Annotated in this window: 17 protein-coding genes and 2 rRNA genes (1 of these 19 only partly in view); 7 read left to right on the top strand and 12 right to left on the bottom strand. The window is 62.9% G+C overall.

Annotated features, from left to right (window positions below; all coding sequences use genetic code 11):
* From antB to PspS04_RS03360, 3 genes are all read left to right on the top strand, one after another.
* Nucleotides 1–492 carry an anthranilate 1,2-dioxygenase small subunit gene (gene antB / locus PspS04_RS03370; RefSeq protein WP_159993637.1) on the top strand — a complete coding sequence of 164 codons (492 nt, stop codon included), beginning with the start codon at nucleotides 1–3 and terminating at the stop codon, nucleotides 490–492.
* 112 nt (nucleotides 493–604) lie between these two features.
* Nucleotides 605–1,627 carry an anthranilate 1,2-dioxygenase electron transfer component AntC gene (antC, locus tag PspS04_RS03365; RefSeq protein WP_159993635.1) on the top strand — a complete coding sequence of 341 codons (1,023 nt, stop codon included), beginning with the start codon at nucleotides 605–607 and terminating at the stop codon, nucleotides 1,625–1,627.
* A gap of 77 nt (nucleotides 1,628–1,704) precedes the next feature.
* Complete coding sequence (locus PspS04_RS03360) at nucleotides 1,705–3,108, top strand: amino acid permease (protein WP_159993633.1); 1,404 nt, start codon at nucleotides 1,705–1,707, stop codon at nucleotides 3,106–3,108.
* Nucleotides 3,109–3,186: 78 nt separating this feature from the next.
* Here PspS04_RS03360 and kynA read toward each other — a convergent pair whose 3' ends face one another.
* The gene (gene kynA / locus PspS04_RS03355) at nucleotides 3,187–4,041 is read right to left on the bottom strand and encodes a tryptophan 2,3-dioxygenase (RefSeq protein WP_095171285.1); all 855 of its coding nucleotides are present in this window, start codon (nucleotides 4,039–4,041) and stop codon (nucleotides 3,187–3,189) included.
* A complete protein-coding gene (kynB, locus tag PspS04_RS03350; protein WP_095171286.1) occupies nucleotides 4,038–4,703 on the bottom strand; it encodes an arylformamidase in 666 nt (221 codons plus the stop codon). Before kynB ends, kynA begins: the two co-directional genes overlap by 4 nt.
* Nucleotides 4,704–4,926: 223 nt before the next feature.
* On the opposite strand from kynB, the gene PspS04_RS03345 reads away from it, so the two are divergent.
* The 3 genes from PspS04_RS03345 (at nucleotide 4,927) to PspS04_RS03335 (ending at nucleotide 6,378) form a co-directional block, all read left to right on the top strand.
* Nucleotides 4,927–5,502: an NAD(P)H-dependent oxidoreductase gene (locus PspS04_RS03345; RefSeq protein ID WP_095171288.1), complete on the top strand. Its 576-nt coding sequence runs from the start codon at nucleotides 4,927–4,929 to the stop codon at nucleotides 5,500–5,502.
* A 55-nt stretch (nucleotides 5,503–5,557) separates the two neighbouring features.
* Complete coding sequence (locus PspS04_RS03340; protein ID WP_095171290.1) at nucleotides 5,558–5,929, top strand: MerR family transcriptional regulator; 372 nt, start codon at nucleotides 5,558–5,560, stop codon at nucleotides 5,927–5,929.
* Nucleotides 5,930–6,033: 104 nt separating this feature from the next.
* Complete coding sequence (locus tag PspS04_RS03335; protein ID WP_095171292.1) at nucleotides 6,034–6,378, top strand: cupin domain-containing protein; 345 nt, start codon at nucleotides 6,034–6,036, stop codon at nucleotides 6,376–6,378.
* Nucleotides 6,379–6,661: 283 nt separating this feature from the next.
* Here the strand turns inward: PspS04_RS03335 and mmsB are convergent, their stop codons facing one another.
* Both mmsB and PspS04_RS03325 read right to left on the bottom strand, forming a co-directional pair.
* Nucleotides 6,662–7,549: a 3-hydroxyisobutyrate dehydrogenase gene (mmsB, locus tag PspS04_RS03330; RefSeq protein WP_095171294.1), complete on the bottom strand. Its 888-nt coding sequence runs from the start codon at nucleotides 7,547–7,549 to the stop codon at nucleotides 6,662–6,664.
* Between the two features lie 13 nt (nucleotides 7,550–7,562).
* Nucleotides 7,563–9,089: a CoA-acylating methylmalonate-semialdehyde dehydrogenase gene (locus PspS04_RS03325; protein WP_095171296.1), complete on the bottom strand. Its 1,527-nt coding sequence runs from the start codon at nucleotides 9,087–9,089 to the stop codon at nucleotides 7,563–7,565.
* Nucleotides 9,090–9,238: 149 nt separating this feature from the next.
* Between PspS04_RS03325 and PspS04_RS03320 the strand changes: the two genes are divergently transcribed.
* Nucleotides 9,239–10,186 (top strand): LysR family transcriptional regulator, encoded by a 948-nt coding sequence (locus tag PspS04_RS03320; RefSeq protein WP_095171298.1) that lies wholly within the window; start codon nucleotides 9,239–9,241, stop codon nucleotides 10,184–10,186.
* On the opposite strand, the gene PspS04_RS03315 is transcribed toward PspS04_RS03320, so the two are convergent.
* From PspS04_RS03315 to PspS04_RS03280, 8 genes are all read right to left on the bottom strand, one after another.
* Nucleotides 10,183–10,686 (bottom strand): OmpA family protein, encoded by a 504-nt coding sequence (locus PspS04_RS03315; RefSeq protein WP_095171300.1) that lies wholly within the window; start codon nucleotides 10,684–10,686, stop codon nucleotides 10,183–10,185. The two genes, PspS04_RS03320 and PspS04_RS03315, sit on opposite strands and share 4 nt — an antisense overlap.
* 4 nt (nucleotides 10,687–10,690) lie before the next feature.
* On the bottom strand, nucleotides 10,691–11,959 hold the full coding sequence (locus PspS04_RS03310; RefSeq protein WP_159993631.1) for a diguanylate cyclase domain-containing protein: 1,269 nt from the start codon (nucleotides 11,957–11,959) through the stop codon (nucleotides 10,691–10,693).
* Entirely contained in the window at nucleotides 11,956–12,531 is a 576-nt protein-coding gene (locus PspS04_RS03305) for a YfiR family protein (protein WP_159993629.1), read from the bottom strand. The genes PspS04_RS03310 and PspS04_RS03305 overlap by 4 nt, the downstream gene beginning before the upstream one ends.
* A 146-nt stretch (nucleotides 12,532–12,677) precedes the next feature.
* Nucleotides 12,678–14,780: an exodeoxyribonuclease V subunit alpha gene (gene recD / locus PspS04_RS03300; RefSeq protein WP_159993627.1), complete on the bottom strand. Its 2,103-nt coding sequence runs from the start codon at nucleotides 14,778–14,780 to the stop codon at nucleotides 12,678–12,680.
* The gene (recB, locus tag PspS04_RS03295) at nucleotides 14,777–18,466 is read right to left on the bottom strand and encodes an exodeoxyribonuclease V subunit beta (RefSeq protein WP_159993625.1); all 3,690 of its coding nucleotides are present in this window, start codon (nucleotides 18,464–18,466) and stop codon (nucleotides 14,777–14,779) included. The genes recD and recB overlap by 4 nt, the downstream gene beginning before the upstream one ends.
* Nucleotides 18,466–21,915, bottom strand: a complete 3,450-nt coding sequence (gene recC, locus PspS04_RS03290) for an exodeoxyribonuclease V subunit gamma (protein ID WP_159993623.1) — start codon at nucleotides 21,913–21,915, stop codon at nucleotides 18,466–18,468. The genes recB and recC overlap by 1 nt, the downstream gene beginning before the upstream one ends.
* A gap of 156 nt (nucleotides 21,916–22,071) precedes the next feature.
* Nucleotides 22,072–22,187 (bottom strand): 5S ribosomal RNA (gene rrf, locus PspS04_RS03285).
* Between the two features lie 170 nt (nucleotides 22,188–22,357).
* A 23S ribosomal RNA gene (locus tag PspS04_RS03280) occupies nucleotides 22,358–23,907 on the bottom strand (it continues 1,342 nt past the right edge of the window).

The raw sequence follows: 23,907 nt of genomic DNA, 5'->3' as shown, positions 1-23,907 counted from the left end.
ATGAATGCGCAATTGCAGTATCAGATCGAGCAGTTTTTCTACCGCAAGTCCGAGTTGTGCGACGCCAAGGACTGGGACGCCTATCTCCAGCTGTTCGCTGAGCAGAGCGAGTTCCACCTGCCGCAATGGGACTCCGAGCACGTCTACACCCAGGACCCCAAGCGCGAGATGTCGCTGATCTACTACGCCAACCGTTCTGGCCTGGAAGACCGGGTGTTTCGCCTGCGCACCGGCAAGGCCGCCTCGGCCACGCCCATGCCGCGCACCCTGCACCTGATCAATAACGTGCGGATCAGCGAGCTGCCCCAAGGCGAACTGGAGGTGCGCCTGAACTGGCACACCCTGTTCTACCGCCTGGCCACTTCCGAGCAGTTCTATGGCAATGCCACTTATCGCCTGACGCCGCACAACGACAGCTGGCTGATCACCCGCAAGCACGTGCTGCTGCTCAACGACACCATCAACTCGGTGCTCGACTTCTACCACTTGTGACCTGTAGCAGCTGCCGAGCCCACGAGGCGCGCCAATCCCCGAGGGCGGTCCTGCGAACACGCAACGCAGCCTCGCGGGCTCGACAGCTGCTACGGCTTTTTTGGAGTTGTGAATGAACCATAAGGTCGCGTTCAGCTTTGCCGACGGCAAGACCCTGTTCTTTCCCGTGCAGGCCAACGAAATACTGCTCGATGCCGCGCTGCGCAATGGCATCAAGATTCCCCTGGATTGCCGCGAAGGGGTCTGTGGCACGTGCCAGGGTCGCTGTGAATCCGGCGATTACAGCCAGGACTATGTGGACGAGGAAGCCCTCTCCAGCCTGGACCTGCAACAGCGCAAGATGCTCACCTGCCAGACCCGGGTGAAGTCCGATGCCGCCTTCTACTTCGACTTCGCGTCCAGCCTGTGCAACGCCGCCGGGCCGGGCCAGCTCAGCGGCACCGTCAGCCAGGTCACCCAGGTCTCGGCCAGCACCGCGATCCTGCACCTGGCGCTGGAGCCCGGCGCACCGCTGCTGGACTTCCTCCCGGGGCAATACGCGCGGCTGCTGATTCCCGGCACCAGCAGCAAACGTTCCTACTCGTTCGCCAACCGCCCCGACGCCAGCAATCAGCTGCAGTTCCTGATTCGCCTGCTGCCGGACGGCGCCATGAGCAACTACATCCGCCAGCGTTGCCAGGTCGGCGATCGCATCGAACTGGAAGCGCCACTGGGGGCGTTTTACCTGCGCCACATCACCCGGCCACTGGTGCTGGTGGCCGGCGGCACCGGTTTGTCGGCGCTGCTGGGGATGCTCGACGAAATGGCCGCACGCGGTTGTGATCAGCCGGTGCACCTGTACTACGGGGTGCGCGATGCAGCCGATCTGTGCGAGGCCGCGCGCATCCAGGCCTACGCCCAGCACCTGCCGGGATTTCGCTACACCGAGGTGGTCAGCGAACCCACGCCAGCCTGGACCGGCAAGCGCGGCTACATCGCCGAGCACTTCGATGCCAGCCAATGGCGCGACAGCGCCGCCGACATGTACGTCTGCGGACCACCGCCGATGGTCGAGTCGATCAAGACCTGGCTGGCGGCGCAAAGCCTGGAAAAGGTGCAGCTATATTACGAAAAATTCACCGAAAGCAACGTCTGACGCTCACAAACGGGCGGTAATTGAATAAGCTGTCGGGGTGCAACACAGCCGGACCAAAACAACTAGAAGGTAACCAGATGGCGGATGAAATACAGCAACAGGGCACACTCAAGCGAGGGCTGAAGAACAGACATATCCAGCTGATCGCCTTGGGTGGTGCCATTGGCACAGGGTTGTTCCTCGGCTCCGCAGGTGTACTCAAGTCAGCGGGCCCCTCGATGATTCTCGGCTATGCGATTGCCGGGTTCATCGCTTTCCTGATCATGCGCCAGCTCGGCGAAATGATTGTCGAGGAACCGGTCGCCGGTTCTTTCAGCCACTTCGCCCACAATTACTGGGGCGGGTTTGCCGGTTTCCTGTCCGGCTGGAACTACTGGGTGCTGTACGTGCTGGTGGGCATGGCGGAGCTGACCGCCGTCGGCAAGTACATCCAGTTCTGGTGGCCGCAGGTGCCGACCTGGGTCAGCGCGGCGGTGTTCTTTGTGCTGGTCAACCTGATCAACACCATGAACGTCAAAGTGTTCGGCGAGATGGAGTTCTGGTTCGCGATCATCAAGGTCGTGGCCATCATCGGCATGATCGCCCTTGGTTGCTACATGCTGTTCAGTGGTACCGGCGGCCCGCAGGCCTCGGTGAGCAACCTGTGGGAGCACGGCGGATTCTTCCCCAATGGCACCACCGGCCTGCTGATGGCGATGGCGTTCATCATGTTCTCCTTCGGTGGCCTGGAGCTGGTGGGCATCACCGCTGCCGAGGCCAGCGAGCCGCGCAAAGTGATTCCCAAGGCGATCAACCAGGTGGTTTACCGGGTGCTGATCTTCTACGTCGGCGCACTCACCGTGCTGCTCTCGCTGTACCCTTGGGACCAACTGTTGCAGACCCTCGGCGCTTCCGGCGATGCCTACAGTGGCAGCCCGTTCGTGCAGATCTTTGCCTTGATCGGCAGCGACACGGCGGCGCAGATCCTCAACTTCGTGGTCCTGACCGCCGCACTCTCGGTCTATAACAGCGGCGTCTACTGCAACAGCCGCATGCTCTACGGCCTGGCCGAACAGGGCGATGCACCCAAGCAGTTGATGAAGCTGACCAAGCAAGGCGTGCCACTGCTGGCGTTGAGCGTTTCGGCGCTGGTCACCCTGCTGTGCGTGGTGGTCAACTACGTGGCACCCCACGGTGCGCTGGAGCTGTTGATGGCCCTGGTGGTTGCTTCGCTGATGATCAACTGGGCGCTGATCAGCCTGACGCACCTGAAGTTCCGCAAGGCCATGCACCTCAAAGGCATCGTCCCGGGCTTCAAGGCATTCTGGTCGCCCTACACCAACTACCTGTGCCTGGCCTTCATGCTCATGATCGTCTGCGTGATGCTGGCGATCCCGGGCATACGGGCGTCGGTGTTCGCGATTCCGGTCTGGGTCGCGATCCTGTACGTGGCCTACCGCATGCGGGTTGCCCGCACACGAGCGCTGTCGGTCGCGCGATAACCGTCAGCCACTAAAAAGCCCCGGCATTCGCTGAATGCCGGGGCTTTTTACTGTCTGCGTAAACCACAATCCCTGTGTTCAGAGGGTGGAGCGTACGCGCCACAGTTCAGGGAACAGCACGGTGTCGAGCATCTTGCGCAGGTAACCCACGCCTTCGGTGCCGCCGGTGCCTGGCTGGAAGCCGATGATCCGCTCGACCGTGGTCACATGGCGGAAGCGCCACTGGCGGAACGAGTCTTCGAGGTCGATGAACTTCTCGGCCAACTGGTACAGGTCCCAGTATTGCGTCGGGTTCTTGTAGACCACTCGCCAGGCGGCTTCGACCGAGGCGTCATGGGCGGTTGGCTGGGTCGGGTCGCAGGTCAGGCGCTGCGGGTCGATCGCCAGGCCGGCGCTGACCATCAGGCGAATCGCCTCGTCGTACAGCGATGGCGTGGCCAGCGACTGCTGCAGTTCGGCCAGCAGTTCCGGACGGTGGGCATGGGGGCGCAACAGGGTGGCGCTCTTGTTGCCGAGGATGAATTCGATCTCGCGGTACTGGAACGACTGGAAGCCCGACGACTGCCCGAGAAATGGCCGGATCGCGTGGTACTCGGTGGGGGTCATGGTCGCCAGCACGGTCCAGGCATGCACCAGTTGGTCGAAGATCCGCGACACCCGCGCCAGCATCTTGAACGCTGGTGGCAGCTCGCCCAGGCGCACGTGTTCACGGGCCGCCTTGAGTTCGTGCAGCATCAGTTTCATCCACAGCTCGGATGTCTGGTGCTGGATGATGAACAGCATTTCGTTATGGTCCGGCGACAACGGGTGCTGGGCGCTGAGAATCCGCCCCAGGTCCAGGTAGTCGCCGTAGCTCATGGAGTCGGAAAAATTCAGCTCGGCGTTATGCCATTCGTCTGTCTGGTTGCCCGGGGAATAGGGACATTGGCTCATTGCGCAGGCTCCTCAAGTGGCGATGTATTCAGCGGACGCAAAATCGCCCGGACCGGGCTGGCGTCAAGATTGGCAAAGCGCAGCGGCAAGGCGATCAGCTCGTAGTCACCTTCCGGCACGTCATCGAGGACGATCCCTTCGAGGATCGCCATGCCATGGCGAGCGACGGCGTTGTGCGCGTCCATGGTCTTGGATTGTTGCGGGTCGAGGGACGGTGTATCGATACCGATCAGGCGCACGCCAAGGCTGGCCAGCAGGTCCACGGTGTCCTTGGCCACGGCAGTGAAGTCCGGGTCCCAGGCGGCCAGCGGTACCTGGCGGTAGGTGCGCAACAGCACCCGCTCCGGCAACTGTTGCAGACGCCCGGCAAGCTGCTCGGGCTGCACCAGGGCGCCGCTGTCCAGGCAATGCAGGACGCGGCACGGGCCCATGTAGACCTCCAGCGACACCTCGCCGATGGGCGCACCGTCCGGGCTGTAATGCAGGGGCGCGTCGACGTGGGCGCCGGTGTGCGGCGACAGGGTAATGCGCCCGACGTTGACCGGGCACTCGGGACCGAACGTCCAGACCCGCTCTTCCTGGAAGGGTGTATCACCCGGCCAGGTGGGTGTCGCGGTGCTCAAGGGTGGGCTGATGTCCCACCAGGATGGTGTTTTTTTCATTGTTCAAATCTCGGCTTGCTCACGCGTGAATGATACGAGCGAAACCCCTGAACTTTCTTGCGAAAAACTTCGGCATTCAGCAAATGTTTCGCACTTAATGCTAAAAAATCACCGTTTAGCCGATAGATATTTCACGCTACGCCAGCAGCATTCGCCGCGCCCCTTGACTCTCCCCCGTGGGGTCGACTTTATCCTCGCGCCTCGACTATCGCGGGGTAAGCACATGAGCAAACGGATACTGGTGATTCTCGGCCATCCTTCGAGCCAGAGTTTCTGCGGCGCCCTCGCCGATCACTACGTGCAGGCAGCCCGGGAGGCCGGGCATCAAGTGCGCGAGCTGCGCCTGGGCACCTTGAGTTTCGACCCGATCCTGCGCGAAGGCTACCAGCAGGTCCAGCCACTGGAAGCCGACCTGCTCAAGGCGCAGGAAGACATCACCTGGGCCGAGCACCTGACACTGGTCTACCCGATCTGGTGGGGGGCCATTCCGGCGTTGCTCAAGGGCTTTTTCGACCGAGTGCTGCTTCCCGGCTTTGCCTTCAAGTACCGCCCGGGCAAAGCCTTTCCACAAAAGCTGCTGCAGGGGCGCACCGCCGATCTGTTGGTGACCATGGACACCCCGCCCTGGTACTACCGCTGGGTGTATCGCATGCCCGGGTTGCACCAGGTGCGCAAGACCACCCTGGCGTTCTGCGGCATCCGCCCGCGCACCACCCTGACCTTCGGCCCGCTGCTGAACTCGACCGCACGTCAGCGCCAGACCTGGCTGGCACGCGCCAAGGCTATCGCTCAGGGGTAAGTCTCAGGGATAATCCGCCGCGTTATCCGGGACATCCACGAAAAAGGGACTTTTCATGTACATCGGTAAAGCGGCGAAACTGTCCGGCACCACCATCAAGAGCATTCGTCACTACGAAGACATCGGCCTGTTGCCGCCTGCCCAGCGCCAGGGCAAGTACCGCATCTACGACCAGCAGAGCGTCGAGTTGCTGAGTTTCATCAAGTGCGCCCAGCAACTGGGTTTCAAGCTCAAGGAAATGCAGGCGATGTTCGAGCCGCACCGTGGCCAGACTCCGCCCTGGAACCTGGCGCACCAGGCGATCACGGACAAGAAGCGGCAACTGACCGACACCATCAAGCAACTGACCCGCCAACACCAGCAATTGAGCGCGTTGCAGGCCAGCCTGGCCCAGGTGCAGGACCAGTGCACGCTGGAGCGGGTCTGAGGCCCAGCGCGTTTCTGGACAGCTGAGTGTCGAGCACAGACAACCGAGCCTGCGCCGGGCGCTATAGGGTGGGACTTCATTCCTGCCCAACGCCCGGAGTCAGCATGTCCCAACCCATTACCGTCCTTCGTGATACCCACCCGTTGCCAGTGCTCGACGCCTGCAAATGGGAAAAGCTCGAAGGCGACCCGCACACCGTCAACCTCAACGCCTACACCAGCGAGGATGGCAGCAAGATCATGGGCACCTGGATCTGCACGCCAGGCAAATGGCGAGTCGACTATGTGAAGTGGGAGTACTGCCATTTCCAGGAAGGCTACTGCGTGATCACCCCGGACGGCATGGCGCCGATCCATCTGCGTGCGGGTGACATCTTTGTGGTCGAGCCGGGGATGAAAGGCACCTGGGAAGTGGTGGAGACTGTGCGTAAGTACTTCGTGTTTGCTTGAGCATTGCATCCGGTAATGGGTGCAAAACCACTGTGAGAGCGGGCTTGCCCGCGAATGCGCCAGCACCGTCAACGTTGATATTGACTGTGCCGGCCTCTTCGCGGGCAAGCCCGCTCCCACAGGTTTTTTATGCGTATGCGGGATCTGTGTGTACCACAGATCCAATGTGGGAGCGGGCTTGCCCGCGATGGGACCGGCACAGCCAGCATTTACGGCCACTGACACACCACCATCCCTGGCAAGCCCGGACCCACAGGCTTTTGTGTGTGTGGCGGTGCCTGTTTTACTGCGGCTTGCGGTAGCTGTTGATGATGGCCGAGAAATCCTGGCCACCTTCACCGCGCAGGCTCATGGCCTGGTACAGCTGCTGGGCCACCGCGCCCATTACCACAGGCTGATGCGCCTGGCGTGCTGCCTCGGTGGCCAGGCCGAGGTCCTTGAGCATCAGTTCGGCACCAAAACCACCGGTGTAGCCGCGCGAAGCTGGCGCGGTTTCCACCACCCCAGGCCAAGGGTTGTACATCTCCGAACTCCAGCAACGGCCGGTCGAGCTGTTGATGATTCCCGCCAGCACGCCGGTGTCGATCCCCAGCGCGTCGCCCAGGGCCATGGCTTCACTGACGCCAACCATGGAAATGCCCAGCAGCAGGTTGTTGCAGATCTTGGCGATCTGCCCGGTGCCGACTTCACCGCAGTGCACGATGTTGCGGCCCATCTGCGCCAGCACCGGTTGCAGGGTGGCGAACAGCTCCACCGTGGCGCCGACCATGAAGGTCAGGGTGCCGGCCGCCGCACCACCGGTGCCGCCGGACACCGGTGCGTCAGCCATGGTTACGCCCTGCTTGGCTGCCGCTGCGGCGACATCGCGGGCGGTCTGCGGGTCGATGGTGCTGCAGTCCACCGCCGGGACCCCTTTGCCGATCCCCGCCAGTACGCCGTCTTCACCCAGCCAGACGCTGCGCACATGCACCGCGGCCGGCAGCATGGTGATCACCAGTTCGGCACCCTGCGCGGCTTCACGGGCCGTGGCGCTGATGTGCCCGCCCAGTTGCTCCAGCTCGGCCAGCACCGCCTTGTTCAGGTCGACCAGGTTCAACGAATGGCCGGCCTTGATCAGGTTGCGCGCCATCGGCGCGCCCATGTTGCCCAGACCAATAAACGCAATCTTCATGATGTCGGGCTCCTTAGCGCAGGTTGATCGTGGTGTTCACACCGTCGTTGACGCTGTTGTCATCAAACCAGCGGCTGGTGACGGTCTTGGTCTGAGTGTAGAACTGCACCACTTGCTTGCCATACGGGCCCAGGTCGCCGAGCTTGGAGCCACGGGAACCGGTGAAGCTGAAGAACGGCACTGGCACCGGGATCGGGATGTTGATACCCACCTGGCCGACGTCGATTTCGCTCTGGAACTTGCGCGCCGCTGCCCCGCTCTGGGTGAACAGACCGGTGCCGTTGCCGAACGGGTTGGCGTTGACCATGGCGATCGCCTGGTCAAGGGTGTCGACTTCGAGCACCACCAGCACCGGGCCGAAGATTTCCTGGGTGTAGATCTGCATGTCGGTGGTCACCCCGGAGAACAGGGTCGGGCCGACGAAGTTGCCTTGCTCGAAGCCCGGGACGCTAATCTCGCGACCATCGAGTTCCAGCTTGGCGCCTTCCTTGATACCGCTTTCGATCAGGTCGAGGATCCGTGCCTTGGCGCGCTTGGAGATCACCGGGCCGACATCGGTGCCTGGCTCACTGCCGGCATTGACCTTGAGTTTTTGCGCCAGCGCCTTAAGGTCCGGCAGCCATTGCTTGGCCGCACCTACCAGGACCACTACCGAGGTGGCCATGCAGCGTTGCCCGGCCGCACCGAAACCGGCACCGACCAGGGCGTTGAGGGTTTGCTCGCGGTTGGCATCCGGCAGTACCACGGCGTGGTTCTTGGCGCCCATCATCGATTGCACGCGTTTGCCGTGCTTGCCGGCCAGGTCGTAGACGTGGGTGCCAACCGCGGTCGAACCGACGAAGGACACCGCCTTGATGTCCTTGTGGGTGCACAGCGCATCCACCACGTCCTTACCGCCGTGCACCACGTTGAGCACACCGGCCGGTACGCCGGCTTCGATCGCCAGTTCCACCAGCAGCAAGGTCGACAGCGGGTCCTGTTCGGACGGCTTGAGCACGAAGGTGTTGCCGCAGGCGATGGCCATCGGGAACATCCACAGTGGGATCATCGCCGGGAAGTTGAATGGGGTGATGCCCGCGCACACGCCGATAGGCTGGCGCAGGGTATAGGTGTCGACGCCGCCGGCGACGTTCTCGGCAAACTCGCCCATTTGCAGGGTGCCGATGGAACAGGCGTGCTCGACCACTTCCAGGCCACGGAAAATGTCGCCTTCAGCGTCGGCGATGGTTTTGCCCTGCTCGGCACTGAGGACCACGGCGATGCGCTTGGAGTGCTCGCGAATCAAGGCCTGGAGCTTGAGCATGATGCGCATCCGCGCGCCGATCGGGGTCAGCTTCCAAGTCTGGAACGCACGATGGGCGGCGTCAATGGCAGCGTTGACTTCTTCAGCGGTGGCAAACGGCACCTTGGCCAGCACTTGCTGGGTCGCCGGATTGACGATGTCGTGCCATTCGGTGGTCTTGGACTCGACCCATTGACCGTCGATCAACAGCTTGGCCGTTTGCACGGTGGTTTCGTTGGGCGTGAGGGATGCGTTCATGCTGGTCTCCGGGACTTATAGTTATGCTGGGAGCCAAGGCGAACAAGCCGCCTTGAGATGAGGCGTGGACCGCGACGTGGTGGGCGGACTGTTTTTGGAGTATAGATGTGCAAACTTCTAATAAGAACGCACATAAAAGCCGGTCCAACATGCAAAAAAACATCACATCGCTGGGCTCCCTGAACTGGGATGACTTGAAGTTTTTCCTCGAGGTGGCCCGTACCCGCAAGGCCAGCACGGCCGCCAAACGCCTGGCCGTGGATTACACCACGGTGTCGCGGCGCATCAGTTCGCTGGAAGGCGCCCTGGGCACCCTGCTGTTCGAGAAGTCGCGGACCAACGGCTTTGTCCTCACCGCCGAGGGCCAGCGTCTACTGGGTTATGCCGAATCGATAGAAAGCACCCTGCACATGGCGTGCGAGCAGGTGTCAGGTTCGGGGGTGGCGTTGTCCGGGCATGTGCGCATGGGCTGTACCGAAGGTTTCGGCAGCTTTTTCATCACGCCGCAGTTGAGCCACTTCGTCGATGCCTACCCGGCGATCTCGGTGGACATCCTGCCGCTGCCGCACTTCATCAGCCTGTCCAAGCGCGAAGCGGACATCGTCATTGCTCTTGAGCGTCCGGAACACGGGCCGTATGTCTGCTGCAAACTCTGCGACTACCGCCTGCAGCTGTACGCGACCCAGGACTACCTCGACCAACACCCGCCCATCCGTCGCCCGGCGGACCTGGCCCAGCATCAGTTCATCAGTTATGTCGACGACCTGGCCTTCAGCTCGGAGCTGCTGTACCTGGCCAACGTCCTGCCCGGCGCCAGCGCCAACCTGCGCAGCACCAGCGTGATCGCCCAATTCGTCGCCGCCCAGCAAGGCCGCTCGCTGGCGATCCTGCCGTGCTTCCTGGCAGCCCAGGATGCACGGCTGCTGCCGGTGCTACCGGCAGAAATCAACATCACCCGACAGTTCTGGATGTACTGCCGCGAGGACCTGCGCAAGCTCAAGCGGATCACCCTGCTCTGGGATTACATCCGTAACGTGACCGAGCAGAACCAGGGGTTGTTGATGGGTGAGACCCGCCAGATACACTTTGCCGATTAGTCGGCGCTGACCACGATGGCCACGCGGCGGTTTTCGGTGCGGCCGCTGGCGGTTTTGTTCGAGGCTACCGGTACGCTGCTGCCGAGGCCGCGCAGTTGGACGTTTTCTTCACGCATGCCGACGCGGGTCAGTACGTTGCGCACGCTCTTGGCGCGGCGCATGGACAGTTGCTGGTTGTAGGCTTCCTTGCCGGAGGCATCGGTGTGGCCGTCGACTCGCACGCGGTCGATGCCAACTCCCAGTAGCGCCTTGCCGATGCGTTCGACAATTTCCGTGCTCTGCGCGTTGAGGCTTTCCACGTCGCTGCCGAACAGCACCTTGCCCGACAAGCCAAACGCCCAGCCTTCGTCAGTCAGTTCGAACCCCTGCTGTTTGAGCACGGCGATTTGCGCGGGGGTCAGGCCCTTTTGCGGCGCCGTCTGGCACCCGGTCAAGGCCAGCAGGGCCATGAACAGGGTCAGGGTGAAGAATCGAAGGGAACGCTGGGTAACTGAGAACACGAGGTTAGCTCCTGGTTTTAAGATTGGCGGCAAGGTGCTCCGACCGTGCCGTGTATTGCCCGCCTCGGGAGAGGCGTTTGGCCTGGTACATCGCCGCGTCGGCGGCATGTAGCAAGGTGCCAGGGGTGGCACCATGATCCGGGTAAAGCGCGATCCCGACACTCAGCGAGGTCTGGACCGAGGAGCCATCAGGCAACTGCACCGGCAGTGCCATGCTGGCGATGATCTTGCCGGCAATGCGCTCGGCATCTTCGATCTTGTGCAGAGGGGTCAGCAGCACAGCAAACTCATCGCCACCGAGCCGCGCCACCAGGTCTTCTTCGCGCAGTTGCGCACGTACCCGGGTGGCCACCGCTACCAGCACCGCATCGCCGGCCGCGTGCCCGTAGTTGTCGTTGATGCCCTTGAACCGATCGCTGTCGAGAAACAGCACGGCCACTCGTTCGTTGTACTTGCTGGCACTGCGCACGGCCCGCGCCAGCCGTCCTTCGAAGAAGGCCCGGTTGGGCAACCCGGTGAGGCTGTCGTGATTGGCCTGGTGCGCCAGGCTTTCGTTTTCGCTCTGCAGGTGGGTCTGCCAGGACTCCAGTTCGTCGAGCAAGGCATTGAAGTCGTTGCCCAGGCTGTCCAGCTCGGCGATGCGCGCCGGCGGCACGCGCTGGTCAAAGGCGCGCTCGCTGCGGGCCGCGTGCGCCACTCGCGCCAGGCTGCGCAACGGCCCGGTGATGCCCTTGAGTTGGCGCCGCGCGAGGAACAGCGCAACCCAGGCGCTGAGGGCGCTGCACAGGATAATCCCCGCCAGGCCGCTGAGCAGGAAGCGCATCAGGCTGCCGCCATGGCCGATGATCAGGATGCTGCCGACTTCCCGGTCCTGATGGACGATGGGCATGCGGATCGGTTCTTCCAGCACGCGGCGGGCGATCTGCACTTCCAATGCCGAGACCAGCCCGTGTTCCCCACGCTGCCAGCGGGCCAACAACTGGCCCTGGGCATCGAACACCTGCGCGTCGGCCACTTCTTCGGTAGAGGCGATCAAGGCCAGCGCTTCGTTGGCGGCGGCCTTGTCGTTGAACACCACCGCCGCTTCCACGGTGTAATTGATGGAACGGGCGATCAGGTGCAGGTTGTGATCGGCATACACCCGCAACGCCAGCACACCGAGCACTGTCAGGGACAAGCTGGTCATGGCCACCCCGACCAGCGCCACGATCAGGTTGCCACGGCCAATGACTGAACGCAGGGTCGGACGCCCGTCTCGGTTGAACAGGTTCATGGCGTTACCGACTTGCGACGCGAGAGTTGCAATACGCTGGGGTGAATGCGCACGCCGCTGCGCGCCACCGAGTCGAGGTTGACCTCGAACGACACTTGCTGGTCGCTGACTCGCAAGCAAAACAGGCTGCCCACCGCGCAATGCTCGTCGGCCTCGCTGATGCTGAGCACCGGGTGCCCGATCAACGAGGTGAACAAGCCACTGCGTTCCTCGGCGCTCAGTTCGCCGATATAGACCGCATCACATTCAGTGGCGATAGCCGGGTAGCTCGCCAACAGTCGGCGCACCAACACCGGACGGCCGGCGGCCTGGGTGGTGCCCTTGACCAGGTCGTCGGTGTATTGGGTGGGGCCGAGGAGGCACAGGCGCAATTTGTCGGGTTCGACCGGCCAGCGGGCGTAGCTGAGAATCCCCAGCACCACCTGGGTCACCGAGCGGGCGCGCTGGTCGGCCATGCTGGCCGGCAATCGGCTTTCGGCGAACAGTTGCACGCTGAACAGACAGAGAATCCCAGCCAGCACCAAGCGCTTGCAGCTCATCATGGATTCTGTCGTCCAGACAGCCAGCTTCATGCGGGGATTCTCGTTGATTTCGACAAAATGATGCCGCAACGATAGCACAGCGCCGATACCCCGGCGAGGACGCCCCGCCTGCCAGCCCGCGGGGCTATGCCGTTTGTTGCAGCACTGGCGTGACGCTCAGGAAGCTGACCGATCGGTCACCTATTGCTGGCGTCCGCCAATTCCAGCATCAGCCCGCTCAAGCGCTTGACCTTGCGCTTGACCGCCTCTTCAAACACCCCGCTGCGCGACTCGATCAGGCTGAACCAATCCTTGGCCCGGGTGATGCCGGTGTAGATCAGTTCCTTGGTCAGCACCGGGTTGAGGGCGTCCGGCAGGATCAGCGCGGTGTGGGCGAATTCCGAGCCCTGGGATTTGTGCACGGTCATGGCGTAGACGGTCTCTACATCGTTGAGCCGACTGGGCAACACGAACCGTACCCCGCCCTGCCCGTCGTTGCGGGCAAAGGCCACGCGCAGCACCTGCTTGCCGCCAGGCAGGGCATCGCGCTCAGGCAATTTGAGGGCGATGCCGATGTCGCCGTTCATCAGGCCCAGGCCGTAGTCGTTGCGCGTCATCAGCACCGGACGACCTTCGTACCACTGCTGGTCGCTGTCGATCAGCCGGGCCTTGAGCAGCGCCGCGGTGATGCGCTGATTGAGTCCTTCGACGCCCCAGGGTCCCTTGCGCACCGCGCACAGCAGCTGGAACGCATCGAAGGCCTGCAACACCTGCCGCGCCCAATCCGTCCACACCTGATCTTCAGGCGCGGCGTCCGGGCTGGGGCGCTGGTTGCGCAACAGGCTCAGGTAATGCCGGTAACCCTGCGGCCCGTCACCGTGACCTTCCAGCAACAGGCGCTCCAGGGCCCGGTCCTGCTCGCCCTTGAGCGCCAGGACAAACAGGTCGGCGTGACTGCGGGCCGCCAGTAGCTTGCGCGCCTCCTCGGCCTGCTGCTGGTTGACCCAGCGCGCCAGTTGGCCGATGCCACTGCCTTCGCCAAAGCGCCGCGAGTGACGCAACATCACCACTTGTTGCGCCAGCGGGTGGCTGGCGTCGAGGTCTTCCTGCAAGCCGCTGCTGCCCAGGTCCTCAGCGCTGACCGACTCCAGCCAGGCCCGGGTCTGCGGGCTATACCAGCCAGCTTCGGCATCCCGGCACAGGTCGCCCAGCACGGCACCGGCTTCCACCGACGCCAGTTGGTCCTTGTCGCCCAGCAGCACCAGGCGGGCATGGAGCGGCAAGGCGTCGAGCAGATTGGCCATCATTTCCAGATCGATCATCGACGCCTCATCCACCACCAGCACGTCCAGCGGCAGGCGATTGCCAGCGTGATGGCGAAAGTGCCGAGTGCCGGGACGGCTGCCCAGCAGGCGGTGGACCGTGGTTACGTCAGCGGGGATCTTGTCCCGCACCGCGTCGGCGACCTGCAGGCTGCGTACCTGTTGGCTGATGGACTCGGTGAGGCGCGCGGCTGCCTTGCCCGTCGGAGCCGCAAGGCGAATGCGCAGCGGCTTGCCCGCCTCCACGGCAGGCGCCTGGAGCAACGCCAGCAAGCGCACCACGGTGGTGGTCTTGCCGGTGCCCGGCCCGCCGGTGATGATGCTGAAGGCACTGCGGGTGGCCAGGGCACAGGCGAGCTTCTGCCAGTCGATCGGCGCACCGGCGCGCGCCTGGCCGAACAGCCCGCCCAGGCGCTCGGGCAGGTCGACCGGGGTCGGTTCGGCGGCGACCAGGCGCTGGCGCAGCGCCTGGTCGATGCGCCGTTCGTAGGCCCAGTAGCGGCGCAAGTACAGGCGTTTGCCGGACAGCACCAACGGGCGCTGCAGGGTTTCTTCACGTCCATCGGCGGCCAGCGCCACCAACGGGCTGGAGGCCAGCACCTTGCACCAGTGCGCGCCGTCCAGGCCTTCGAGCAATTGCGAGGGCAACAACTGGGCGCCAGTCTGCACGTCGCCTTCCGGTGGCAAGGACAGGGCGAAGTCCGGCGCCTTGAGGGTCTCGAACAGGTCGAGGCAGACGTGACCATGCCCCAGTTGGTGACTGGTCAAGGTCGCCGCCAGCAGCACCAGTGGATCGTCTTGCGGCGCCCGCTCGTGAAGGAAGGCGACGAAGGCTTTGTCCAGCGCGCGCAACCAGCCGCGCTCGACCCAACGCTCCAGCAGCAGCAACAAATCGCCGGCGCTGCTCAGGGGCTGGAGTTGCGCCAGGCTCTCGGCCGTCAGCGGCGTGGGTAACAGGTCGGCAAAGGAACGGTTCATAGCAATACACCCTGCTCCCAGGCCGGTTCAGGCTTGGCTTCTGGTTTGCCCTGGAACAAGCGGTCCAGGCGTTCGATCAGTTCGCGCGGCGGGCGGGCGAAATAGGCGCCCTGGCTCGCCGCCCGGGTACCGCGCAAAAACAGGTACAGGGCGCCGCCCATGTGCCGGTCGTAGTCGTAGTCGGCGAGGCGCGCCTTGAGTTGGCGATGCAGGGCCAGCAGGTACAGCACGTATTGCAGGTCGTAGCGATGGTCGAGAATCGACTGCTCCATTGCCTGCTCGGTGTAGGCCGAATCGTCGCTGCCCAGCCAGTTGGATTTGTAGTCGGCCACGTAGTAGCGCCCGGCGTGCTCGAAGGTCAGGTCGATAAAGCCCTTGAACATGCCGTTGAGCAGCATCGACTCGGCACCCACCCGGGCGACGCCGCCGTGGGTGTATTGGCGCACCAGTTCGTCGAGCTTGAGCACATCGACTTTATGGCTGGCGAACCAGAACTCCATCTCGACCCGATATTCGCGCAGGTGTTCGAGGACCACCGGCGGTTGCTCGGCACCCAGGCGCAGTGGGACCTGCAGCAAGTGCTGCAGCCAGTCGCTCAGCGTGACGATCCAGCCCTGCCAGCCGCGACGGTTGCAGCGCCGGGCAATGGCGTCGTCGATCGCCTGCGGGTCGGCACTGAATCCCTCGTCACCGGCCCACTCCAGCAGGCCGTGGAGGAAGGTGCCGGGGTTGGGCCCACGCGGGAAGCGATGGATATCGCCGCCACTGGCCTGCACTTCACGGGGGGCATCGGGGTCGAGGCGTTCGTCATCGAACAGTTTTTGCGCCTGGGCACTTTCCGGGGCTTCCTCGCTGGCGGCAGCAAGGCTGTCGCCAATGCGCAGCCCACTGTAGGAGGCGATCCACCAGTTTTCCGCGGCCTTGCGCTTGGGACTCAGCGCTGCCAGCAACCGTGCGGCGTTGCGCGGCGGCTGGTACTGCTCGTCGCTGGCGGCGGGCATCGGCTGATGCTGCAACGCCGCACAACCTTGCTCCAGCGCATGTAGCCAGGCGGACAGGCCACTGGACTGCGCCAGCGCAGCACCGCCGCCGAGCACATAGCCCAGGGCCGACAGGTGCAATACCGAGCTGTTGCTGTTGCCACGCTTGAGGTCGGCGACACCCAGCCAGCACGCATGCTGGGCCCGGGTCAGGGCCACATAGAGCAGGCGCAGGTCTTCGGCCAGGCGTTCATGGTCGGCCAGGGAGATCAGCTCGGGCGTCGGGTTCAGGGTGACCTGGGGTTTGCCGCGCTCATCGTGGTAGTGCAACGGCAAGCGACTGCCATCCACCGGCTTGGCCGAGCAGATGAAGGGCAGGAACACCAGCGGGTACTCCAGGCCCTTGGACTTGTGGATGGTCACCACCTTGACCAGTTGCTCGTCGCTTTCCAGGCGCAGAATCTGTTCCTCACCCGCCTGCCCGGACAACGCCAGGTGCTCGGACAGGTGACGGATCAGTGCCTGCTCGCCGTCGAGTTCGGCGGCGGCCTGTTGCAACAGTTCCGAAAGGTGCAGCAGGTTGGTCAGCACCCGCTCGCCATCACTGCGGGCGATCAGCACTTGCGGCAACTGGAAGTCGTGGAGCAGGCGCCGTAGCATCGGCAACACGCCCTGCTTGCGCCAGACCTCGCGATATTGGCGGAACTGCATGACCCGAGTTTCCCAGGCCAGCTCATCCTGGTTCAGGCGCTCCAGTTCGCTCAGCGGCAGGTTCAAGGTGGTGCTGGCCAGGGCCGCCCGCAGCGGGCGCTCGACATCCGGTTCGGCGCACGCCTTGAGCCAGCTCAGCAGGTCATGGGCCTCCTGGGCGGCGAACACCGAGTCCTTGTCCGAGAGATAGACGCTGCGCACACCGCGGGCCGACAACTCATGGCGCACCGCTTGGGCTTCCTTGCCGTCGCGCACCAGGATCGCGATGTCGGCCGGCAACAAGCCCTTGAGGGCCTGGCTGTCGTGGACAAAACCCGCCCGCCCCTGCTGGCCGCCATTGAGCAACGCGGTGATTTGACTGGCGCAGGCCGCGGCCAGTTGCTGGCGATAGACCACCCCGGAAAGCGCCTGTTCACTGGGCAGATGCCAGAGGTTCAGCGCCGGCACGGCCTGGCCGTCGATCTGCAACGACTCCTTGCGCCCCTGGGATTCGACCGGGGCAAAGGGCACCGGGTTGTCACCGTTGGGCTCGCGGAACAGAAACGCGCCCCGGCCCTGCTCCCGCAGTTCGGCAGTCTGGAACACATGGTTCACCGCCGCGACCATGCCGTGGCTGGAGCGAAAGTTGGTGCCCAGGGTGTGCAGGCGGCCGGTGGTGGCCTGGCGCGCTCGCAGGTAGGTGTAGATGTCGGCGCCACGGAAGGCGTAGATCGCCTGCTTCGGGTCACCGATCAGAAACAGCCCGCACTCCGGGTCGTTGTCTTCGATGCGGTAGATGCGCTCGAAGATGCGGTACTGCACCGGGTCGGTGTCCTGGAATTCATCGATCAAGGCGACCGGGAACTGCTCGCGGATCAAGGTCGCCAGGCGCTCGCCGCCATCGGCCTGCAACGCTGCGCGCAGGCGCAGCAGCATGTCGTCGAAGCCCATTTCGGCACGCCGGCGTTTCTCTTCCTCAAAACGCCCGCCCACCCACTGCGCCGCATGCTTCAACACGGCGGCGTCCGGGGTCGGCAGCGCATCGAGCCGGGCCTTCAGGCCGGCCATCGCGTCCAGCCCGGGATGGTCCGGCGCCTGGCCTTTCCAGGCTTCGGCCATGCCCTCGGGTGTCAGGCGGATGAAGCCGGTGCCAATGTCCAGTTGCTCGAGGGCTGGATCTTCGGCCCAGGCGCTGATTTTCTCGAACCAGAGCTCGAAGTAACGCGCTTGCATCTTGCGCCCGTCGACCGCCTTGCTGGCGACGCCTTGCAGGCAGATGTCCCGCAGCTCCTGCGCCCAGACCAGCCAGGGCGCCTTGAGCGTCACCAGGGCCTCGCGCCGCTGTTCAAGACAGGCGGCGATCAACTGCTGCGGCGATTCGCCTTCGATGCTGTCGCGCTCACTGTCGAACAGGCCGCGCACTCGCGCGAGCAACGCGGCAGGTCCGCCCCAGTTGGCACGGACCCAGTTCAGCGCATCGCCCTGCATGGGATAGCAATACAGGCGCCAGTAGTCACGCACCACTTCGCCGAGCAGATCGCTGTGGTCGGTTTCCAGGGATTGGGTAAACAGGCTGCCGCTGTCGAAAGCATGTTCGCGCAGCATGCGCTGGCACCAGCTGTGGATGGTCGAGACGGCTGCCTCGTCCATCCACTGCGCGGCGATGTCCAGGCGGTTGGCACAGGCGGGCCATTGCTCGGCGCGGTATTCGTCGCGCAGGTCGGCAATCAGGCTGTCGGGGGCCGGGGTCTCGTCGCGGAAAAACCGTGCGGCTTCGGCCAGGCGTGTGCGGATTCGCTCGCGCAGTTCCTTGGTGGCCGCGTCGGTGAAGGTCACGACGAGGATCTGCGGCGGCAACAATTCGCGGCCAAAGCCGCTGGTGGCGTCACCGTGGCCAAGCACCAGGCGCAGGTACAGCGCGGAGATGGTGAAGGTCTTGCCAGTGCCGGCGCTGGCTTCGATCAATTGGCTGCCGCGCAGGGGAAACGCCAGGGCCAGGGGCAATGTCGCGGTCATCAATTTGACTCCTCGCCGGTCAGTGAGCGCCAGGGTGCCACGAGCAATGGCCGGTAGAGCGCGTCGCACCAGCCGTCAAAGGTCTCGTCGGCCAACAGGGCGTTGTAGTCGGGGAACTGGCGCGCCAGGGCCGGGCTTTCGCGGCGCTCACCCTCGGAAGTCTGGCCATCGCCTTCGTAGGCCTTGCGGGCAGCGGCATCCGCCTTGAGCGGGTCGGTCTGGCCGAGCCAGGCGAAGGCGGTCTTGACCGCGATGGGCAGGGGCTGGCGCATGCCCGCTTGCCAGGCTTGCATCAGTTCACCGAGGAGCTGCTCGGCATGGGGCTGATCCAACGGGTCCAGCAGCAGGCTGTCATCACTGGCCACCAACCCGGTGGTCATCGACAGGCCGCTGGCACAAGCCACCAGGTGATTGACCCAGGGCCGGATCAGGCGATGCCACTTACGCGTCTTGGGCGATCCGATGCTGTTGGGAATGCTGGTGATTGTCAGCAACCCACCATCGCTGCGCTGATGCAGACCACCCAGCCAACCTTCCAGGCTCACGCCCTGCAGGTTGAGCGATACGGGCAAGGCGCTGGTCAGTGGCGTAGGCCACAACTGCAGCAGGTGTTGATAACGCTGCAACAGGTCCGGCAGTGGCTCGATCAATTCACGCTGCAGGCACTCGCCAAAACCGGCCATGGGCAGCAAGCCGCTGTCCTGCAGGCGCTTGGCCTGGGCCAGCAACGCGGGCTCGGGTTGATCCAGATGGCCGAGGGCGGCGGTCAGCAGACTGTCGCTCAGGCTGTAGCGCTGCAAGGCATCGAGGACGAAAGGTTCTTCGTCAGCCAGCGGCGCTTCGGCGGCTTCGAAAAATACTTTCAAGCGCTGGCTGAAAAAGTGCCGGACCGGGTTGCGCAGGAAATCCTGGAGCTGGCCCAGGGACAACGGCTCTTCTTGCACGTAGGGGTCCAGCAGTGTCGACGCTGGTTGGGCCGCGTGCTGCTCGTGCAGCAGTTGCCATTCCCGGGCATAGCTGAACAGTCCATCGCCTTCATGGAAATAACGGGCGCTGAAGGGTTGCAACGGGTGTTCCTGGGTCAGCGCTTCGAGCAGTGCATCTGGCTCGCCAGCGAGCTTCCAGCCATTGGCCAGGTGGTCACGCAACTGTCCGATCAGCACCGAGGCCGGACGCTCGCTGTTGTCGCGGATGCTGCGCCCGACCCAACTGATGTAGAGCTGGTCCCGCGCCGAGAGCAAGGCCTCGAGCAGCAGGTAACGGTCATCCTCGCGCCGTGAACGATCGCCGGGGCGGTAGTCGCTGCCCATCAGATCGAAGTCCAGCGGTGGTTGGGCGCGCGGGTAGTCGCCGTCGTTCATGCCCAGCAGGCACACCAACTTGAAGGGGATGGCGCGCATCGGCATCAGGGTGCAGAAATTCACCGCACCGGCGAGGAAGCGTTGGGACAGGCGGCCCTGATCGAGGCCGGCCAACCAGGCTTCGCGCACCACCGTCAGGGGCAGCGGATCGTGCAGGCCAACTGACTCACAGGTCTCCAGCCAGGTTTCACGCAGCAATTGGAGCTGGGCCAGCAGGTAGTCATCGTGTTCGTTGCTGGCCAGGAAAAACAGCTGCATCAGCGCTTGCAACCGGCTACCCCATTGTTCGGGGGAAGCGGCCTGGCTGAGTTCATCGTGGGCGATTTGCAAGGCATCGAGCAAGGCCACCAGGGGCCCGATCAAGGCCGCATCCAGGCCGCCGATTTCATCGTAGGGTTCGATGCCGTCGCAGGCCTGGCCACTGCCCACCGCGTAGCCGAGCAGCATGCGCCGTAAGCCGAAGCGCCAACTGTTCTGCTCCAGTGCGTCGGGCAGGCCGAGGCCGGCGCGTTGCTCGGCGCTCATGCCCCAGCGGATCCCGGCGCCTTCGATCCAGCGATGCAGGGTCGGCAGGTCGCGCTCCTGTACCCCGAATCGCGCGCGCAAGGCGGGCACGTCCAGCAGGTCGAGGATTTCGCTGACCGGGAAACGGCTGTCGGGCAACTTCAGCAGGTGCTCCACGGCAATCAGCAGCGGATCACGGCCGCGCTGGCCCTGGTCGGTGAGGGTAAACGGAATGAAGCGCGGATCAGTGCGCTCCAGCTGCCCGAATACCGCGCTGATGTGCGGCGCATAGCTGTCGACATCCGGCACCATCACGATCACATCCCGCGGGCGCAACTGGGGGTCGGCACTAAAGCGCGCGAGCAACTGGTCATGGAGGATCTCGACCTCCCGTTGCGCGCTGTGGGCTATGTGAAAACGGATCGACTCATCCTGCGCCAGATCCACGACTGGCCATAGTTCGCGGGTTTCGCTCAGCGGACGCAATTCGAGGATGTCGTCCTGCAGTTGGTTGAGCAGCGTCAGTGGCTGGCTTTCGCTGAACAGGTCGATACGTCCGTCGCGAAAGGCCGAGCGATAGCTGTTGGGATCGTCATAGCTGTCGAGCAGGTTGATGTAGTCGCGGCCTTGCTTGCCCCACGCCGCCAGCAGCGGGTGCGCGTGCTGATGCAGGGTTTGCGGATCGAGCACCACCGGCATCCCGGCCTTGCGCGCCTGGCGCTTGTATTGATGCCTTAACAGGTCTTTATCGGCGACGATGTCCGCCCAATGGTGTCGACAAGGGTTATGTACGCAGAGCAGCACCTGGCTGAAACGGGCCAGCCCGGCGAGTGCTTCCAGGGCCTGGGCCGGCAGCGAGGAAATACCAAAAACGATCACCCTGGACGGCAGGCCGGCAGGCGCGGTGTCGAGCCGGGTGATGGTCTCAATGAAACGTTGGTGAACCCCGGCGCGGCTCTGCGCCATGCCTTGCGCTCCGACGTCGAGCAATAGCGCACGCCACAACTCCGCCTGCCAGCAGTTGGCGGGGGTCAGCGGCTTGCTCTCGCCTCTGCCGTTGCGTAATTGATGGCGCCCGGCGGCCCAGTCTTCCAGCCAGTCTGCTCGGTACACCTGGTACTGGTCGAACAGGTCGGCGAGGCGCTCGGCCAGTTGGTAGCGTTTACGCAGGTCGGTATCGTGGGTCAGGAAGCGCTGCAGCGGTTCGAAATGTGGCTGATCGATCAGTTCGGGCAGCAGGCGCATCAGGCGCCAGGTCAGCGGGGCCTTGTCCAGCAAGGACTTGGCGGGAATCTCGGCACGCCCCAGGACCAGGCGGTACAACTGCCACATGAAGCTGCCGGGCAATTGCACATCAATGGCTGCGGCAATGCCACAACCGCCCATGTCGTCTTCTTCCGGGTCTTCGGCCAATGCCAGCTTCAGCCATTGGGCAATACCGTTGCTCTGCACCAGGGCGATTTCGTTTTCCAGGGGCGCCAGCGGATAACGCCGCATCCAACTGACCACCAGGCTACGCAGTTCATCCAGGCGGTTGCCGTGAACCACCATAAAACCAGTACTGAGTAGCGAGCCGTCCGCCATGAATGCTTCCTTGGATAAGTGCCTGAGCCAGGGCCGAACCTTAGCATTTTGTGGCAGCCTGGTGCCGCCCGAAACGGGCACAGTAGGGTGCGCACTTTCTCGCGGACAAAAACAAAACCCCTACCTGCATACGCAGATAGGGGTTTCGGAATTTAATCTTGACGATGACCTACTCTCACATGGGGAAACCCCACACTACCATCGGCGATGCATCGTTTCACTGCTGAGTTCGGGATGGGATCAGGTGGTTCCAATGCTCTATGGTCGTCAAGAAATTCGGGTACTGAGTCGTGGCCAGATGGCCTCGCTTCAGCAAATTGGGTAGGTGATAGCTTTCGGTGTTGTGCGTTGCTTTGAGCAGATTCGAACTTTCGGTTCGTTTCGTCTTCACACACCGCAATCTGATGCTTCTTTCGAAGAAGTCAAATTGCTTGGGTGTTATATGGTCAAGCCTCACGGGCAATTAGTATTGGTTAGCTCAACGCCTCACAGCGCTTACACACCCAACCTATCAACGTCGTAGTCTTCGACGGCCCTTCAGGGGACTCAAGGTCCCAGTGAGATCTCATCTTGAGGCTAGTTTCCCGCTTAGATGCTTTCAGCGGTTATCTATTCCGAACATAGCTACCCGGCAATGCCACTGGCGTGACAACCGGAACACCAGAGGTTCGTCCACTCCGGTCCTCTCGTACTAGGAGCAGCCCCTCTCAAATCTCAAACGTCCACGGCAGATAGGGACCGAACTGTCTCACGACGTTCTAAACCCAGCTCGCGTACCACTTTAAATGGCGAACAGCCATACCCTTGGGACCGGCTTCAGCCCCAGGATGTGATGAGCCGACATCGAGGTGCCAAACACCGCCGTCGATATGAACTCTTGGGCGGTATCAGCCTGTTATCCCCGGAGTACCTTTTATCCGTTGAGCGATGGCCCTTCCATACAGAACCACCGGATCACTAAGACCTACTTTCGTACCTGCTCGACGTGTCTGTCTCGCAGTCAAGCGCGCTTTTGCCTTTATACTCTACGACCGATTTCCGACCGGTCTGAGCGCACCTTCGTACTCCTCCGTTACTCTTTAGGAGGAGACCGCCCCAGTCAAACTACCCACCATACACTGTCCTCGATCCGGATAACGGACCTGAGTTAGAACCTCAAAGTTGCCAGGGTGGTATTTCAAGGTTGGCTCCACGCAGACTGGCGTCCACGCTTCAAAGCCTCCCACCTATCCTACACAAGCAAATTCAAAGTCCAGTGCAAAGCTATAGTAAAGGTTCACGGGGTCTTTCCGTCTAGCCGCGGATACACTGCATCTTCACAGCGATTTCAATTTCACTGAGTCTCGGGTGGAGACAGCGCCGCCATCGTTACGCCATTCGTGCAGGTCGGAACTTACCCGACAAGGAATTTCGCTACCTTAGGACCGTTATAGTTACGGCCGCCGTTTACCGGGGCTTCGATCAAGAGCTTCGCGTTAGCTAACCCCATCAATTAACCTTCCGGCACCGGGCAGGCGTCACACCCTATACGTCCACTTTCGTGTTTGCAGAGTGCTGTGTTTTTAATAAACAGTCGCAGCGGCCTGGTATCTTCGACCGGCGTGGGCTTACGGAGCAAGTCCTTCACCCTCACCGGCGCACCTTCTCCCGAAGTTACGGTGCCATTTTGCCTAGTTCCTTCACCCGAGTTCTCTCAAGCGCCTTGGTATTCTCTACCCAACCACCTGTGTCGGTTTGGGGTACGGTTCCTGGTTACCTGAAGCTTAGAAGCTTTTCTTGGAAGCATGGCATCAACCACTTCGTGTTCTAAAAGAACACTCGTCATCAGCTCTCGGCCTTAGAATCCCGGATTTACCTAAGATTCCAGCCTACCACCTTAAACTTGGACAACCAACGCCAAGCTGGCCTAGCCTTCTCCGTCCCTCCATCGCAATAACCAGAAGTACAGGAATATTAACCTGTTTTCCATCGACTACGCTTTTCAGCCTCGCC

Origin of the sequence: Pseudomonas sp. S04 (assembly GCF_009834545.1) — a bacterium.
Classification (GTDB): domain Bacteria; phylum Pseudomonadota; class Gammaproteobacteria; order Pseudomonadales; family Pseudomonadaceae; genus Aquipseudomonas.
Note: the sequence above shows the minus strand (reverse complement) of the source record. Positions and strands in the feature narration are given on the sequence as shown.